The sequence below is a fragment of the Paenibacillus sp. lzh-N1 genome (assembly GCF_002872435.1).
GTDB classification, from domain to species: domain Bacteria; phylum Bacillota; class Bacilli; order Paenibacillales; family Paenibacillaceae; genus Paenibacillus; species Paenibacillus polymyxa_C.
The window spans coordinates 2,085,576-2,101,861 of sequence record NZ_CP025696.1 but is presented as its reverse complement, the minus strand read 5'-3'; the positions used below and the strand labels follow the sequence as shown (position 1 = coordinate 2,101,861).

Genomic DNA, 16,286 nt, shown 5'->3' with positions numbered 1-16,286 from the left:
AAAAGCGATATATTTGTATTACATTCAATGTTAGTTATATCGGTTGAAAGCAGCAAATGATTTACAAGAAAATTTCACAAAGGAGCAAAACAAAAACCGCGCCCTATGAGACTAAGGACGCGGTTATATGAATATTTAGACCTGTACGTTACTATTTTCAGCCTTTTTACGGCCAAACAACTGATCAACCGCCAGAAAGCGTCCACCGACAAGGGCTTGCTGAAGACTGGTGAACAAAATCAGGAGATCAAATTCAATCGAGCCAAAAGGCTGTCCTTTTTTAGCAGTGAGCAATACACCGATCATTACGATGGTCAATGCTGCTCCAGCCAGTCGTGTTCCAATACCCAGAACCAGTGCAATGCCTCCAACCAGCTCAACCGTAGCGACCACAGGGGCCATCCAGCCAGGAAGTCCGAGGCTCTGGAAGAAGCCGGAGGTTCCGTCTAGTCCCTGAAACTTCTGTGCACCGTGAACGATAAAAATAACTCCTGTAAAAATTCGTACCAATAACAATCCAATATTCGCAAGCGTTTGATTCATGTAAACTCATCTCCTTTTAAGTTGTGTACAGATTAGGTAATTATACTACAATGCGTAGTGTAATATACGTCAAGAATCGGCAGCGCACAAGGCGCCACCCTTTAAGATAACTTTTGACCAAACTAGATTAACGCCAGTGTAAACATAAGCGTCAGCATGATTAGTACATAGCCTGAAAACATAATCGAACGCCAAGGCATTTGAATGATCGGCTCTTGCTGAGGGTCAAGAATACGTGAGATCCGATAATTAATGGACGTTTCTGCAAAAGAGGAACAAGCAGCGGAGTTTACCAGACGGGCGTTAGCAGGCGTCATACTCAGAAGCTTAAGCAATGCGCTCCCAATCCCAACCGGTGAGCCGGCTCGATGAATCGCTTCGTTATCCGCCAAGATTTCACGGGCAGTCTTGTAATGGTTGGTAATATGACGTAGCACCGGCAAATAAAACAGCTGTGTAGCGCACATTTGCAGGAACCAGGTCTTCAATGGATCATAATGTTTCATATGATATGCTTCATGATATATAACCGCTTCTTCCTCATGCTTGTCCAGTAAGGACAATAGTGCAGAGGACAATACAATACGCGGCTTCCATAACCCCATGGTGAAGGCAGCAGGCTTGGCATAATCAATGACCCAAATCCGATCGGTCCCGAGTTCACGATATCGCTCACCCAGTGCTTCGGTCAACGGCAGGTCGCGCATTCGGTGCAGTCTGCGGAAAGCCGCCCTGGTAGCCATGCACTGTCTGACTGCTTCTCCTCCGGCGATACCGAAGGTTACAAAAACCAGTCCGCTGAGCGCATCCACCATGTAGCCAATTCCGTAGTGCTGCAACAAACTTCTGCAAATTTGAAACACGTTAAAATTCAATTTCCAGCCGAAAACATGCTGCCCGGCGTACATCCCCATTTGCATAAGGGCAAAACCCGAAATCAAGGCGCCTGCTGTAAACAGTAATTTAGAACGTGTTTTCCACATCGTCTACATATCCTTTTTCCATTGTTTAATTTTTTGTTCCAAACGTTCGATCAAAATCGGATCAGCTACTTCCAGAGCATCAATCATATGATTGACAGCAAGAGGACCAAATTCATCCACCAGTTCGTGACTCAGCTCTTTGGATTGCTCATCCATAAACTCTTCTCTGCTTAAGACAGGACGGTATAAGGACGTTCTCCCGCGTATACTTTTGCTCAAAATCCCCTTTTCCACTAAACGATTCATCACGGTCATTACCGTATTGAAGTTAAAGTCCCGATCCCCCTCCAATGCGGTCTGCACTTCTTTGATACTCCGATCCGAAGTGGACCATAAAATATCCATGATTTTGGCTTCCAGAGGCCCAAAAAATCGGTTAAGTCCGGTTTCGCCAGCTTTAAAATTCAGTCGTTTCATAAGAAGCACCTCACACTACCGATTGTAGTGTATGTATCCTGATAAAGTCAACTGTCACACCTAGTGTCAACTTTAGGTTCGTATATAAAAACCGCCGAATGGTCTCCATCCGGCGGAAATTCATCGATATTCATAACCTTCCGTTTAGTCTGCCAATCTGTATCCTACACCTCTTACGGTAGCGATATATTCAGGCTCCGCAGGTCGATCGTCCAGCTTCTTGCGCAAACTTTTGACATGCACATCCACAACATTGCTGCCGCCAACAAAATCAGTTTCCCAGATATCATGCATCATTTGCTCGCGCGAGATCACTTTTCCTTGAGAATCTATCAGCTTCAGCAGCAAATCGTATTCCGTTTTGGTCAGATTCAATGGATTCTCTTCCTTATATACCAACATTTTATCACGATCAATCCAGATGTCCTTGAACACCGTACGACGGCTGGTCTGCGCTACCTGGCGGGAAATCACCGGATGACGCACAATCATCCGCTCGATGTCATGCACCATTTGGTTGGATGCCAGTGGCCATACCAGCACCTCTTCCGAAGGAAGCAGCTCATGCGCACGTACAGACATCCGATCCTGAACTACATACATAACTGGTGTATCTTTCATGTATTCATGTTCAAGGTCATTGCGGATATTCAGCAATTCACGCCGTGGATCGGTGGCGGTCAAATCGTAAATCAAGAGGTCGCTCCCCAAATGACGCTGCACTTCAGGCTCCCAGCGATGGAAGACCATCACGTCAAAACACGCATCTGACAACGTACGCACCACACCATGGACTACACCCGGTACGGAACTGATCAGAATGATGCGACGTGTGGTCGGACAATACAAAGGTTCATTAGAAGGAACGGTCTGCACCGCAGGTGTAGACGGGGCAGACAACATCGATGTCCAACTGCCCTTTACGCGTCTAGGCATGTCAGCCACTTTAATACGATTCGTTACTTGATTCGCTTGCTTTGACATTCCTTACACACTCCTCCGAATACGACATGGGCATGGGCAATGGTATATCCCGTTTCATGCGCAACCGTATCAATCCAATCGTGTGGGACTTCACTCATCACTTCATCTACTCGGCCGCATACCTGACAAATAATATGCTGATGATCGTCCATTCGACCGTCATAACGACTAGCAGCTTCTCCTAGTTTCAGCTCACGGATTAATTCCTTATCCGTTAAATAACGTAATGAATTATAGACCGTTCCATAGGCCAGATTATAACCGCGCTCCATTAGCCGATTCATAACATCGGCAGCAGTAGGATGATCGTGGGCCTCACGAACCACATCATATACCGCTTGGCGCTGCGAAGTTAAATTTAGAGTTCTCATACCGCATCTCCCTTAATCAACGCAGATTATATTTATTATAAACTTATAATCACAATAAAAATTAATTTAGAATAAGTATAAATCTTAATTTATTTCAAGTCAATGAGATCGGATAAATTGTGCCGCTTTGCAACACAATGTATACATGGAGTACATGCTTAGCCTATTTACAATCGGAGGGATAGTTTATGAAGATACTGTGGATATTCACGCTTTTCATGCTGCTCATGCTCGGAACAAGTATATCGATAAAATGGCTTTTCGGTGCCCGTCATCCTTGGGAACCTATTTCATTGGCTTTTCGCACGATGCGACCATCGGAATATGTCGTTCTGGCAGGAATGCTGATAGTGTTCTTTATAAATGTGGGCAAAAAGCCAATAGGAAACACATTTCGCTTCCTGTTCTCGCAATGGTCACGTTTCCTCAAAGTTTCTACTCCTTCCTCTGCTTCTTCGCAAGAGAGCCAGCAGAAAGAACAAACAAGGGATAACGCAAACAAATAATGAATGAAAGAACAAGGCACCCTTACGACCGCATTTCCCAGAATAAAATGGAACATCAAAATGAGCATTTGACCGATACCGATGTTTTCTTGTCGGCAAGATGATGACTCTTGAGATATTTTACCCTCTTTTTTTATTCCAGGTCTTTCTCAGCCACGACACGATTAGCAGCAAGATAGGAAAAAACACGGCAAATATCGGAAACAGCCATTTCAGCACTAACTCGCCTGTTTGAAGGTGATCTTGATAGTTCAGTGCCATCAATACACAAGAGACTAACATGATCAGACCAAATGGCAGGATCAGTTTATGGTAAGGTATTCTCAATACATCCTCTGCGGCTTTAACCGCGGCATAATAGAAAATCAAAATTTTAAAAAAATCAAAAATAATAACGCTCATCACGCCGATGACATCGACTCTGTCGATAAAATCAGATATTTCGACCTTACTGATCATCGTGAGTAGCGGGTAAGTCGCCCGTTTGAACACATCCTCTCCCAGTGCAAGCACATTGGACAGTGTAATAATAGACAGGAGCAGCCCTCCCAGCAATATAGCGGAAATCCCTATCCCATTGGCACGGTATTCCTTTTTTAATGTAGGGAGAATCATCGCAAACGTAACCATCTCGCCGTACGGTAGCATCACGGCTTGCGAATAAACAACTTGCCATATCGGCTGCCAGCCATGCTCGGCTATGGGCAATATATTGCCCATATCTACAATGCCTGCCAACAAAATTAATATATTCGTAGCAAGGCCCAGCAGCAGTAGCAAAATCAACATGATGATGGCCGTCCGACCTGCAACCTCGATTCCCAAATACACCACATACATGACAAGTACAACCATTAAACCACAGATGACTGTCAACGGCGTATGCTGAAGTGTCCGGTCGGCAATCAGGATCCCCGTGTCCCGAAGATCCCGTGCTCCGCCGTAAAGAAAAAACACGATATATAAAAAAGCAAGCGTACTCCCTGCTCTCTTCCCCAAAAGGGTTCTGCAGTACTGTGTCATTAGCAAGTTGGGAAAGCGTCGGTGAAGGCTGCCATAGCATACAAAAAGCATTGCCCCCAAAACCGTGGAAATGAGAATGGCGATCCATGCATCCTTGCCCGCATTCCTTCCGGGAATAGACATCATGGATGTGCCCATCTCAAACAACACCATAAGAGAGATCATCTCTTTTGCACCTATCTGTACCTTTTTTTTCATGGCCTTCCCTCCTTGTTCTATTTTCACTAGTCTGATTCTCCCTTGGAATATGGGTTAGTCCGCGACTGAGTGTGTTTCAGTACAGAAGTCACTTGAACACGAACGGTGCTTTCCGCAAAATAACGGCTCCAATCAGAAGAGAGTCTTTTCCATTGTTTGGGATAGCTCCTCTCCAGCGCAAGGCCAAAGCCTATTACATCGCTGCGGGTATGCTGAACCTCCCTGACTGTTGAAGTGATCATTTTTTTCGTCTCCTCTGTCCATTGCTCCTGCAATCTTTTCATCGCCTCCGGACTTTGTAAGTTAATCGAGCACTCGGCCTCCTGTATTGCCCCGGTCTGTTTTAAGTTAATCACAAAAATAGGCTCTCCTTGCTCCATCCGAGTGTGTATATTGGTTGCAGAAAACAAGGTTTCGATGCCAATGGTTTCCCTATTCTTCCCGCAGCTCAGTGTTGTTTGGGCACTTTTCACCTTGTTGTTGATCATAGACAGTCCAATGGCCCGGTCATCGTCCAACCAGCGGACAAGCCGATCCTTTTTGAACACCCCCATTCCGTTAATGTGAACAATAGCTTTCGGTAAAATGTTGTCCACATTGCTCTTGCTTGGGGCCTGCTCCAAATTCCCATTGACCCCTATGCCCGTAAGCACAGGACCGCCACCCTTATGAGACAGGCTGCGAATGACATCGTCGATAGTCACCGCGTAATCCCCGGCATACAAACGCTCCGATGTTTCCAGCTTTCCTGAAATATCATTGGCAGGAATACGGCCGATCGCGGTCATGATTGCCAGTACATCCTTCCCAGTATTACCACGTACCACCAGCACTTTCACCGGTAGTCGGATTTCTGTAGACCTTTCCAGAAAATCCATCGTATCGCCGATTCCAGCCCGCGCCAGCTTTTCACCAATAACGACCAGTTTGGTATGCGCCAAAGAAATGACCCGTGGAACCCTTTGTGAAGCCTTGCGGATCGCTTGAAACAGACTTCTGCCCTTTTCCCGATACAAAACGACAGGAGTATCTCCTCTCGCTTTGGCTCCAGCGATTTCATCTGCCACGATCACTTGCAGGGAGACCTCATATTCTGACTCCCCCACTATATCAATTCCTATCCCCGCTACTACTGCTCTCTGGTTTAACTCCACAGAATCCCAGCAACCGGATAACAATGGAGCGAACAGTAACAGGACTAAACACAGTCTCCCTATTCTTCCCTTAAAAGTTACTGCACTTTGTTCATTCCTCTTCCCCTGATACACCCTGATTGCCCCCCTCCTGCATCGGCGTGGTTTTATCAGAAGAGGAAGTTCCGCTTCCATCCTTCATTCGTTTCTGATTATTAGACGTAATGCTTTTAGGGCGTTTCTTCATCATCCAGAATGGGAGTCGCAATACGGCATCCTTTTGACTCTCCAGCACAAAAGGACTGAAAGGCGCCATGTAGGGCACCCCGAACGAACTCAGACTGTTCATATGAGCAATTAGTGCAATCAGCCCCAATGTAATGCCGTATAGGCCCATGGACGCAGACAGTATCATGAAAATAAATCGGCACAATCTCCCGGCCACTGCCATGTTATAGGCTGGGATCGCGAAACTAGCTATCCCTGTCAGGGCTACTACAATCGTGAGCAGCGGGGTGACAATTCCGGCTTCCACGGCCGCTTGTCCCAACACAAGCGCTCCTATAACGGATACCGTTTGACCACCCGCACGCGGCATTCGAATACCCGCCTCACGCAAAATCTCAAAGGTGACCTCCAGAATTAACGCCTCTAGAAATGCCGGAAAAGGAACGGATTCCCGCTGAGCCAATATGCTGATCAGCAGTGGAGTCGGTATCATTTCATAATGATACGTTGTTAAGGCAATGTAGAGAGAAGGCCCCAGAATAAGAATAATGAAGCTGATATATCTAATGAGGCGGACCACCGTCGCCATATCGTAACGCTCTTCATAATCCGAAGAATTCTGAAAAAATTGGGCAAATATTGTGGGCATCACCAATACAAACGGATTTCCGTCTATAATGAGCGCCACTCGGCCCTCCATAATATTGCTGCTGATGGTGTCGGGTCTTTCCGTGTTAAAGATCGTCGGAAATGGAGTGAAATGATTTTCCTGTATCATCTCCTCAACCATGCCAGACTCAAAAATTGCGTCAATATTGATGCTTTCTACCCGTTTACGAACCTCATCTACGACGCGTGGATTTGCAATATTCTTCATGTACAGCATGGCCACATTTGTGAGGGACGTGCTTCCCACTTGGAACATCTCAAGTGTAAGATCGGAGCTTTTAATCCGGCGCCGAACCAGAGAAATATTCGTGAACAGGGATTCCACAAAACCATCTTTTGGTCCTCTGACGACTGTCTGGGTGGTTGGCTCACTGACCGCGCGTGTCTCTCCTCCACGCGTACCGCACGCAATCGCTTTTTCACAGCCTTCTAATAGGATGATCGTGTCCCCCATTAGTAGTTGTTTCATCATGGAACTCCAATCATCGCAATCCTTCACTTCTCCCAGCGTAAGCGCGTGACTCTGTATTTTTGTGTACAGCGCTTCTGCGCTCTCGACCTCAGCAGCCACTTCAGCAGATGGGCTGCTAAGCATGGATTTCATGATGAGTTCATTCACCGTATCCGTCTTGGCCATACTATCCAGAAATACAATAGCGGCGGGAACATCCTCTCTAATCCCCACTTTAAAGCGGCGAATCAGAAAATCCGGACTATCTGATGTCAATTTCTTAATTTGCTGCAGGTTGGTTTCCAAGCAATTCTCGATTTTTAAATAGCGCGGAGAATTTCCATTCTTCTTATCCACACCCGATTTTCTATTATGTTTGCGATAGGGATAGCGAATCATGAGCAAACCTCATCTCCAAGATGGCAGCAGTAAACACTACCTATTTCCTAATTAATGTATCTTTGGAGTATGCTCAATCTATTCCCAGTTATGCACCAAGCACATGATCGAAACATTATAAGTCAACCTAACGTAATAAATTTCAATAAATTTTTCTTTTTTAAGCCTAATGTCAGTTCTTTTTGATAAAATGAAGGAATATGCCTCTCGGGAGGGTTATCATCTTGTTCAGTACGTTTTTTGTAAATACCTGTATCCTTGTCACCTTTTTGTACATAACCGGCCTTATTTCACAAAGGTATAAAATCCGTCTACACACCTTAACGCATAAGGTGCATTGGATCGGAGGCGCTCTTTTCGGTTGCTATGGCATTGTTATCATGTACTACTCTATTCCAGTAGGCTTTAATACCATCGCTGATCTTCGTCATCTGGCTATCGTAGCTACCGCAACTTATATCGGTGGCCCGGCTGCGCTCATGGCAACGCTTTTTATATGTCTAGGCAGACTATTGCTGTTTGGTATCAACAATCAAGCTATCGTAGGCGCCGTTTTTATGCTACTTGCCGGTCTGGGGTGTACTGTACTGTCACATTTGTCCTGGTCACGTTTACCCAAGCTGATGATTATGAATGTTTTTGCTTTGGGCATTATATTCTGTCCCCTTATGATTAATTTGAAAAATCTCGATGATGTTCTGCACGTGTATCCGCTCCAATTCTTCATTTCGATGGTTGGTGGATGTCTTCTGTACCTCATTGCTGAGTCCATCAATACCTCCAATGAGCTATTACTCCGTCTGGAGCGTACCTCCTATACGGACCATCTCACCAATTTAAGCAACAGAAGGCAGCTTGAATTTTCATTGGAAGAGGAGCTTCCCCAAGCCCGCCAACGGCATGAGCACTTATCTGTACTGGTGTTGGATATTGACCACTTCAAGGAAGTAAACGATACCTACGGACATGCTGCAGGCGATGCCGTGCTGCGTCAGCTTGGACAGATTCTAATGGAAAAGTGCCGTGCTAATGATGTAGTCACCCGCAGCGGGGGAGAAGAATTCACCGTACTCTTGCCGAATTGTGCTTTTCGGCAAGCACTACGCATAGCTAATCAGATTCTTAGCGGAGTAAATCAGTATGAGTTTGTTTTAGCGGACGGGCTTATTCTTAAAGTCACCGTGTCCATTGGCGTGACCACCTTCCCTGGTACAGGAGAAGATATATCTGGAGCAGCCCTGCTGGAACAGGCAGACAAAGCACTATACGAAGCTAAAAAAGCAGGACGTAACCGGGTTTGCTCATATGAAATATAATTTGAGGCATGACCCTTACACAGAAATAGCCGATACAACCCTCTCTTGAGGATCGTATCGGCTATTATCCTTTTAAATGAAAAGATGTTACTCCCTTTGGGAAGATGACTTGGCATCCTTATCTTCAGTATGATTGCAATTCCCTACCACAAGCGATGTACGCTTGGCGAGCGAAGCAAGCGTATGAGATTCCCATACCTCCAGCATACGACGTTCACTCTCAGCTAAAATCTCAGATACGGCTATCGCCAACTCCCCGCAAAAAGGGTTCGTCTCCGGTTCATGCATCATACCCGGGAATATGGGATCACATATTTCAATGGCGTGGTATATATCAGCAAGTGTAATATGATCCGCCGAACGGGTAAGCACATAACCTCCCTCGCGCCCTTCACGTGCTGCAATCAAATCTGCCTGCACAAGCCGCGTCAGCACTCTGCGCACCAAAGTAACTTCGCAATCAATGGAGCGGGCAATAGAACCGCTGGCACAAAGCTCCCCGTGTTTTTCCAAATAGACAAGCGCCTTTAACGCAATTCCAAGCCATTTGGGCGTTGCGGTGCGTAGTCTTTTTTCACTATTCAAATGAGATGACACCCCTAAGCTGTAGAAACTTCGATGAATGCATTGTACGTGATGTCAGATGTAAGTTCAAGCCTGAAAGCCGGAACCCTCTGGATCCCTAGCTCCCAAAGTAAAATGACCCAGTCGCACTTCCCCACTGAGCGACAGATATACATCACGGATGCCGGAGGCTGATTGTACCTTTTCAGAGAGTGTCACCCATGCTTGTGCCCCTCCTGTATTGCCCACGTTGATGCGCGCCACAGCAGGGCTGTCCGGCGCATCCAAATGCAACTCGATTGCTGCATCACTGCTGTTGCCTGACACGCGGCACTGGAGCTCGACCACACTCACCGTATTCATGTCTATGCCATGAAAGGCGATCCAACCGGAACGTTGCGGTGAACGGAGACGTACACAGGCCTCCTTTTGCTCCTTGCTTTCATCCAGCAGGATGTCGAAGCAATCATCAAAGTTTTCAGCTCGAATCCTTGGTCCAGCTTGTCGTGGTGGAATAACTTCACCCCGAACGTACACAGGATGCTCCAATCGAATATCTGCTGAGGAGGCGCCTGCCAACAGTATATATTCACCTGATTCCACGCAATAGCCATCCCGTGTTACATCCCAAATCGCCCAATCTTTCACTCGAACCGTAAAAGTAATTGTTCGTGTCTCACCTGGCTCCAAGCGAATGCGTTGAAATCCGCACAACGTCTTCAATGGTCGCTTTACACGCGAGGCTTCAGAGCGTACATATAGCTGTACAACCTCTTCACCAGCAGATTCGCCCCGGTTCGTCACATCAACCCACGCCTGGAGAGTATCCGCGGCGTCAAGTGTAGCCATAGATTTAACATTATCCTTATGGGCGTCTGTATGCAGATCACTATACTCAAATGGCGAATACGTTAGCCCGTGTCCAAATGGATATAACGGTTCACCTTCAAAATATTGATAGGTACGGCCGCTGCGAATGATATCATAATCCTTGATATCACCCAATTGATCCTCGCTCTCAACCCAGGTCATATTGAGACGCCCTGCCGGTGCATAATCTCCAAACAATACATCCGCTATAGCTGTACCATGCTCCTGTCCCGCATGAGATGTGTATATGATCGCTGGAATATGCTCTTGAAGCCAAGGAATCGCAAATGGATAACTACCCGTCAGTACCACAATCGTATTCGCATTGACACGATATACTTCCTCGATAAGTCGTTGCTGGGAAGCAGCCAGTTCCAAGCCTGGGCGATCATTCTCTTCCTTTCCGTTAATAAGCGGGTGATTTCCAACGAATACAATCGCTGTATCTGCCGCTTGCGCAGCGGCTATCGCTTCCGCTAAGCCATCCGATACCGTCTCTATACGGAAAGTCGTATGGTTGAAGTCTGAGGCGTTAGGTGCAGGACTTGCGGATTCCATCACCTTTAATAAGCCCTCCGTTCCTGCGATCACTGGCTTACCGTTCCATGTGGTCCACAGATGCTCTCCTTGTTCCACAGGAGTCAGTCCAAAGACCTCTTTAACATACCAGCCATACGCTTCATCAGCTGTCACACGAAGCGTCTCCTCATCGCTCGTCACATAGGTACCCAGATGTTCATCATGCAGCGTCACGCTACCATAGCCCCAATCTGTCATGGTCAATACCGTTGGCTCTCCATTCTGGGACAGGCGCATATCGCCTGAAGAATTAACTGTGAGCTTCGCGCCATCAGTCGCCGCCGTCAAGGTCACACGATCTTTGGCATCGGAGTACACGACACGTTCTTCCGCGCTCCCGCTTTCCAGCTTGGCACGAATCGCCTCCAGCGGGGTAATCCGGTAAGGAAGCGTACCGGAATACCAGTCGCGGAACACCTCATTGCCATGCGAACCAATGACCGCTACTTTGCCGCACTGGGCAGGGTTTAATGGCAGAAGTTCTTGCTCATTTTTGAGCAGTACGATCTGCTCCCTCGCCGCACGCAACGACAATTCACGAGCTTGCTCTGTCATTAAAGCCTCCTCACCGATGGAGGCATAGGGATTGTCTGCCGCCGGATCAAATTCCCCCAAACGAAAACGAACACGGAACGTATGGAACAATGCCCGATCCAAGTCCTCTTCTTGTAGAGAGCCCTGCTCCAAAGCTTCTCGAATTGCCTGCTTGGAGAGCTCCGCATCATCCGTAATGCTGTCAATTCCTGCGCGAATAGATTCAGCCACGCCCGGCGTATGGGAATCGTAATATTGATGGTCGTTTACAATCCCCATAACATCACCCGCATCACTTACGACAAAGCCGTCCATTCCCCATTCGCCTCTGACAATATCGTTAACACCATGGTACAACGTGGCAGGCGTTCCGTTAATCAAGTTGTAGGAAGTCATCATCGACTGGGCTCCGCCTTCCGTAAAAGGCTTCTCAAAAGCTCTTAGATAATATTCCCGCAGGTTTCGGGGGTCTATGCTGGAGGAGCCGGCTCCCCGGTCCACTTCATTATTGTTACCGAGAAAATGTTTCAGTGTCGCAACCGCTTTCAAGTATACCGGATGATCACCCTGTATCCCCTTGACTAACTCCTTCGACAATTCTCCCGTCAAATACGGGTCTTCGCCGTAGGCTTCCTCGTTACGTCCCCATCTTGGGTCACGCTCCATATCCACTGTAGGTGCCCACAGGGTCAGACCGTTCAATTTTGGGTCACGACGATAGTAGACACGCGCCTCATCTGCAATAACAGAGCCGATCTGCCGCATTAACTCCGTATCCCAAGTACAGGCCAATCCCACAGGCTGAGGAAATGAAGTTGCCTCCCCCAACCAGGCGATCCCGTGTGCCGCTTCCGTACCGTGCTTGTAAGCTGCAACTCCCAAACGGTCAATGGCCGGCTGGTATTGCAGCATAGATTCGATCTTTTCCTCTAAGGTTAGTCGCGACACGAGATCCCGTACACGCTCGTCCAGGTGAATCTTCGGATCTTGAAATAAATATTCGATACCCGTTGTTTCATGACTCAAATCCGTCATCTCCTTAGCTTCATTAAGATGATAAAAAATCCTTTCACGAAAGCGCTTTAATATATCATAGCGGAAAAGGAGTACACCGGCAACAATACCGAAATCATCCTAAATTGGATGAAAGTCAGACTGCGGCATACGAGAAAAAAAGTTACATTTTCCCTTTCATATATAAAGCTAAAAATGATATTTTTTGGTATAATCAGGATATATCATTGAAGGAGGAAGCACTGATGAAAAATACCGGAATGACACGGCCTCTGGACCAGTTGGGGCGAATCGTACTCCCAAAGGAAATGCGTACCACAATGGATATCAATATCGGTGATTCGCTTGAATTCTTCGTAGATGAAGAAGGATTTGTATTAAGGAAATACACGGGTGTCTCCTGCAAATTTTGCGGCGCAGTGGATCATTTAACTTATTTTCGGGACAGCTTTATTTGCGCTGATTGCATTCAGTTATTAAAGAACGATGAACATGTACATGCCACAAGCAATGATGCCATCCAGGCTCAAGAACGCACCAAACCGATCCAAGCCAACACAACCTGGCAGCCCAAGCAATCCAGAGTACAGCAAGGTGAAATGGTAAAAAAGCTCCGCAAGCTGATTCAGGAACATCCGAACCTGCCACAAAAAGTGTATGCAGAAATGCTCGATATTTCCCAAGGCCGTGTGTCCCAACTGAAAAAGCTGCTCTAAACCTTCTAAAAGTTTATTTCCCAATATCATATACGATGTACTTGCAAACCTACTTATTTCGTTGCAACTGCGGTGGCCAGGTATAGAGTAAGGCGCATATCTGTGGATGTGTCTCTTATTCTATACCTGGCCTTTTTGTGCTTCCTGCTCCCATCAATGTGACAATAGTCACATACTCTCCATGTCTACGTATATACAATATATAGATCGAAACAATTGGTTATCACTAGATATCATCAATATGTTGTTTTTGTGAAAAATATATATTTTTTACTATATGGAGGGTTTTACGATGAAGGTGCTGGAGGAACATCAATTATACGACATCGGCGAGCGAGTCATTGGGGCACAAGATCTGGACATGCTGCGGGAGAATGCAAATTTAAATGGAGAATCGTTCAGTGGCAAAATGAGCAAGCTTGGCTCGGAATATGCCAAATGGTATGCGCGCCTGCGTGTACTTCCGCCTGAATTGACAGACGCCATTGACCACGGGTATGTATATGTTCACGATTTGGACCAATATGCGCTCGGAACTACAAATTGTATCTTTATCCCATTTGGTCGTTTGCTACAAGACGGTTTCAATACAGGCAATGGCTCTGTACGCACACCGCAAACAATTATGTCTGCGATGGCACTGGTCGCCATCATATTTCAGTCTCAACAAAATAGCCAATTTGGTGGTGTCTCTGCCAATAAAATAGATTGGGACCTTGCTCCATACGTTGCTCGTTCCTTCCGCAAGCATCTGCGCAAAGGACTCCGGCTGTTCGAGGAAGAGCTAGACTCCCGTTGGTCTGACGAAGAACTGCATCTAGCCAATACCCACTTGCAAGAAATCTGTCCTCGTTCATACTCATTCGCACGCGAAGAGACGGAGACAGAAACCCGGCAGGCCGCTGAATCGCTCATTCATAACCTGAACACGATGAGCAGTCGGGCAGGGGGGCAAATTCCGTTCACTTCACTAAATTACGGGATGTGTACGTCTGCTGAAGGTCGACTTGTTTCGCAATCACTGCTGGAAGCCACAATTCGCGGACTCGGCAGCGGGGAAACTCCTATTTTTCCACAACATATTTTCCAATGTAAAGAAGGAGTCAACCAGGCAGAGGGCGATGTCAACTACGACTTGTTCTTAAAGGCGGTAGAGTGCTCCAGCAAGCGGATGTATCCCAATTTTGTGAATGTGGATGCTACCTTCAACCTACCCTATTACCGCGCAGATGACCCCGATACCATCATTGCCACGATGGGGTGCCGTACCCGCACCATTTCTGACCGTTTCGGCAGAAACCGTCAGAGCGGCAAGGGAAATCTCTCATTTAATACCATTAATCTGGTACGGCTCGGGATTGAATATGGTATTTGCACAGGCAAGCGTCTGACACCTGACCGTGATCGCTTTGACGCGAGATTGGAAGAGGTTATGCGAATTGCAGTAGACGGTCTAATCCATCGCTATCATATCCAGACCAGCCAGCCAGCCAAAGCCTCGGACTTTATGATGCGCGAAGGGGTATGGGAAGGCGGAAAAGAACTGGCACCTGATGAGAAGGTGGGAAACGTCCTCAAGCACGGTACACTTTCGATTGGTTTTATCGGGCTGGCTGAGTGCATGAAAGCATTATATGGAAAACACCACGGGGAAGATGATGCTGTATACCGTGAAGCACAGCGAATCATCACTTCCATGCGCATGTATTGTGATCGAATGAGTGAGCACTACAATCTAAATATTACACTGTTCGCGACGCCTGCCGAAGGTCTGTCGGGCAAGTTCACATTGCTGGATCAACGTGACTTCGGAATTATCCCCGAGGTCAATGACCGGGAATATTACACGAATTCCTTTCATATTCCGGTGTATTACAAGCTTCCCGCTGCACGTAAAATCAGCTTGGAGGCTCCGTTCCATAATCTATGTAATGCGGGTGCAATTTCATACATTGAGCTGGACGGTAATGCACGGAATAACCCGGATGCATTTCTTAAAATTGTTCAGTACGCACTTCAACAGAACATCGGCTACTTTTCCATCAACCATCCGGTAGATCGTTGTACGGAATGCGGCTATGAAGGGATTATCGGGACAAGCTGTCCTCAATGCGGCACAGATGAGGAACACACGCACTTTCAGCGTTTACGTCGGGTAACCGGATATCTGACAGGAGATTATACCGTTCGTTTTAATGCTGCCAAGCAAGCCGAAGTCCGCGACCGGGTGAAGCATAAGTGAATTTGTGCGGCTATATTCCGGAATCTCTGAATGAAGGATACGGCCTGCGCACCGTTGTATTCATTAGCGGTTGCCGCCATGCCTGTCCCGGCTGTTTTAATCCAACTTCGTGGAATTTCCGCGCAGGGGAGCCATTCACGCCTGAGCGTCAACAGGAGGTTATCCATGATATCATGGATAACCCGCTGTTGGACGGACTGACTCTCTGCGGGGGAGACCCTTTTTTCTCAGCAGCAGAATGCTCGCAATTTGTACGTGACTTCCGCGCGGCTTGTCCCGACCGAACCGTATGGGCCTATACAGGCTTTGTTTACGAGGATCTGCTCATGGATCCGGAACGACAGGAGCTAGCGTTTTTGTGTGACGTGATTGTAGATGGCCGTTTTGTTGAACAGCAAAAGGATCTGACCCTCCCCTTTCGGGGCAGTCGTAATCAACGTCTGGTAGATGTGAGAGCCAGTATTCAGGCAGGTTACACCGTTTCATTGGCTTAAAGGCGATGTTCTACTTAGCAAGATGCTATACAAAAGACAAGTCCCCCACGAT

At 46.9% G+C, this 16,286-nt stretch carries 15 protein-coding genes; 5 read left to right on the top strand and 10 right to left on the bottom strand.

The window, feature by feature from the left end:
* Nucleotides 1-135: 135 nt before the first annotated feature.
* The 5 genes from C0638_RS09510 to C0638_RS09490 form a co-directional block, all read right to left on the bottom strand.
* Nucleotides 136-543, bottom strand: coding sequence for a DoxX family protein (locus tag C0638_RS09510; RefSeq protein WP_013373539.1), 408 nt, complete (start codon nucleotides 541-543; stop codon nucleotides 136-138).
* A gap of 122 nt (nucleotides 544-665) precedes the next feature.
* Nucleotides 666-1,526: a M56 family metallopeptidase gene (locus C0638_RS09505; RefSeq protein WP_013373540.1), complete on the bottom strand. Its 861-nt coding sequence runs from the start codon at nucleotides 1,524-1,526 to the stop codon at nucleotides 666-668.
* A gap of 3 nt (nucleotides 1,527-1,529) precedes the next feature.
* A complete protein-coding gene (locus tag C0638_RS09500; RefSeq protein ID WP_016324858.1) occupies nucleotides 1,530-1,943 on the bottom strand; it encodes a BlaI/MecI/CopY family transcriptional regulator in 414 nt (137 codons plus the stop codon).
* Between the two features lie 144 nt (nucleotides 1,944-2,087).
* Nucleotides 2,088-2,927 carry a winged helix-turn-helix domain-containing protein gene (locus C0638_RS09495; RefSeq protein WP_058711245.1) on the bottom strand — a complete coding sequence of 280 codons (840 nt, stop codon included), beginning with the start codon at nucleotides 2,925-2,927 and terminating at the stop codon, nucleotides 2,088-2,090.
* The gene (locus C0638_RS09490; protein WP_013373543.1) at nucleotides 2,903-3,298 is read right to left on the bottom strand and encodes a Fur family transcriptional regulator; all 396 of its coding nucleotides are present in this window, start codon (nucleotides 3,296-3,298) and stop codon (nucleotides 2,903-2,905) included. The genes C0638_RS09495 and C0638_RS09490 overlap by 25 nt, the downstream gene beginning before the upstream one ends.
* A gap of 188 nt (nucleotides 3,299-3,486) precedes the next feature.
* Between C0638_RS09490 and C0638_RS09485 the strand changes: the two genes are divergently transcribed.
* Nucleotides 3,487-3,804 carry a YczF family membrane protein gene (locus C0638_RS09485; RefSeq protein WP_043921433.1) on the top strand — a complete coding sequence of 106 codons (318 nt, stop codon included), beginning with the start codon at nucleotides 3,487-3,489 and terminating at the stop codon, nucleotides 3,802-3,804.
* Between the two features lie 120 nt (nucleotides 3,805-3,924).
* On the opposite strand, the gene C0638_RS09480 is transcribed toward C0638_RS09485, so the two are convergent.
* Genes C0638_RS09480 through C0638_RS09470 form a run of 3 tightly spaced genes read right to left on the bottom strand, consistent with a single transcriptional unit; the run spans nucleotide 3,925 to nucleotide 7,905 of the window.
* Entirely contained in the window at nucleotides 3,925-5,025 is a 1,101-nt protein-coding gene (locus C0638_RS09480) for a GerAB/ArcD/ProY family transporter (protein WP_058711244.1), read from the bottom strand.
* Nucleotides 5,026-5,051: 26 nt separating this feature from the next.
* The gene (locus tag C0638_RS09475; RefSeq protein WP_233902303.1) at nucleotides 5,052-6,353 is read right to left on the bottom strand and encodes a Ger(x)C family spore germination protein; all 1,302 of its coding nucleotides are present in this window, start codon (nucleotides 6,351-6,353) and stop codon (nucleotides 5,052-5,054) included.
* Nucleotides 6,271-7,905, bottom strand: a complete 1,635-nt coding sequence (locus C0638_RS09470) for a spore germination protein (RefSeq protein WP_058711243.1) — start codon at nucleotides 7,903-7,905, stop codon at nucleotides 6,271-6,273. The genes C0638_RS09475 and C0638_RS09470 overlap by 83 nt, the downstream gene beginning before the upstream one ends.
* 224 nt (nucleotides 7,906-8,129) lie before the next feature.
* Between C0638_RS09470 and C0638_RS09465 the strand changes: the two genes are divergently transcribed.
* Complete coding sequence (locus C0638_RS09465) at nucleotides 8,130-9,221, top strand: diguanylate cyclase (protein WP_058711242.1); 1,092 nt, start codon at nucleotides 8,130-8,132, stop codon at nucleotides 9,219-9,221.
* Between the two features lie 87 nt (nucleotides 9,222-9,308).
* On the opposite strand, the gene C0638_RS09460 is transcribed toward C0638_RS09465, so the two are convergent.
* Entirely contained in the window at nucleotides 9,309-9,806 is a 498-nt protein-coding gene (locus C0638_RS09460; protein ID WP_013373549.1) for an Rrf2 family transcriptional regulator, read from the bottom strand.
* 66 nt (nucleotides 9,807-9,872) lie between these two features.
* Entirely contained in the window at nucleotides 9,873-12,794 is a 2,922-nt protein-coding gene (locus C0638_RS09455; protein WP_102163453.1) for a glycoside hydrolase family 3 protein, read from the bottom strand.
* A 233-nt stretch (nucleotides 12,795-13,027) separates the two neighbouring features.
* Between C0638_RS09455 and C0638_RS09450 the strand changes: the two genes are divergently transcribed.
* The 3 genes from C0638_RS09450 (at nucleotide 13,028) to nrdG (ending at nucleotide 16,234) form a co-directional block, all read left to right on the top strand.
* The gene (locus C0638_RS09450) at nucleotides 13,028-13,498 is read left to right on the top strand and encodes an AbrB/MazE/SpoVT family DNA-binding domain-containing protein (RefSeq protein ID WP_013373551.1); all 471 of its coding nucleotides are present in this window, start codon (nucleotides 13,028-13,030) and stop codon (nucleotides 13,496-13,498) included.
* Nucleotides 13,499-13,790: 292 nt separating this feature from the next.
* Entirely contained in the window at nucleotides 13,791-15,740 is a 1,950-nt protein-coding gene (locus C0638_RS09445; RefSeq protein WP_058711240.1) for an anaerobic ribonucleoside triphosphate reductase, read from the top strand.
* Nucleotides 15,737-16,234 (top strand): anaerobic ribonucleoside-triphosphate reductase activating protein, encoded by a 498-nt coding sequence (nrdG, locus tag C0638_RS09440; protein ID WP_058711239.1) that lies wholly within the window; start codon nucleotides 15,737-15,739, stop codon nucleotides 16,232-16,234. The genes C0638_RS09445 and nrdG overlap by 4 nt, the downstream gene beginning before the upstream one ends.
* The last annotated feature ends 52 nt before the right edge of the window (nucleotides 16,235-16,286 follow it).

Excerpts from the sequence above, each read along its gene's own strand:
- C0638_RS09500 (WP_016324858.1), bottom strand. The coding sequence starts at position 1,943 with ATGAAACGACTGAATTTTAAAGCTGGCGAAACCGGACTTAACCGATTT.
- C0638_RS09475 (WP_233902303.1), bottom strand. The coding sequence starts at position 6,353 with ATGGAAGCGGAACTTCCTCTTCTGATAAAACCACGCCGATGCAGGAGG.
- C0638_RS09470 (WP_058711243.1), bottom strand. The coding sequence starts at position 7,905 with ATGATTCGCTATCCCTATCGCAAACATAATAGAAAATCGGGTGTGGAT.
- C0638_RS09445 (WP_058711240.1), top strand. The coding sequence starts at position 13,791 with ATGAAGGTGCTGGAGGAACATCAATTATACGACATCGGCGAGCGAGTC.
- C0638_RS09505 (WP_013373540.1), bottom strand. The coding sequence starts at position 1,526 with ATGTGGAAAACACGTTCTAAATTACTGTTTACAGCAGGCGCCTTGATT.
- C0638_RS09495 (WP_058711245.1), bottom strand. The coding sequence starts at position 2,927 with ATGTCAAAGCAAGCGAATCAAGTAACGAATCGTATTAAAGTGGCTGAC.
- C0638_RS09480 (WP_058711244.1), bottom strand. The coding sequence starts at position 5,025 with ATGAAAAAAAAGGTACAGATAGGTGCAAAAGAGATGATCTCTCTTATG.
- C0638_RS09510 (WP_013373539.1), bottom strand. The coding sequence starts at position 543 with ATGAATCAAACGCTTGCGAATATTGGATTGTTATTGGTACGAATTTTT.
- C0638_RS09490 (WP_013373543.1), bottom strand. The coding sequence starts at position 3,298 with ATGAGAACTCTAAATTTAACTTCGCAGCGCCAAGCGGTATATGATGTG.
- C0638_RS09450 (WP_013373551.1), top strand. The coding sequence starts at position 13,028 with ATGAAAAATACCGGAATGACACGGCCTCTGGACCAGTTGGGGCGAATC.
- C0638_RS09485 (WP_043921433.1), top strand. The coding sequence starts at position 3,487 with ATGAAGATACTGTGGATATTCACGCTTTTCATGCTGCTCATGCTCGGA.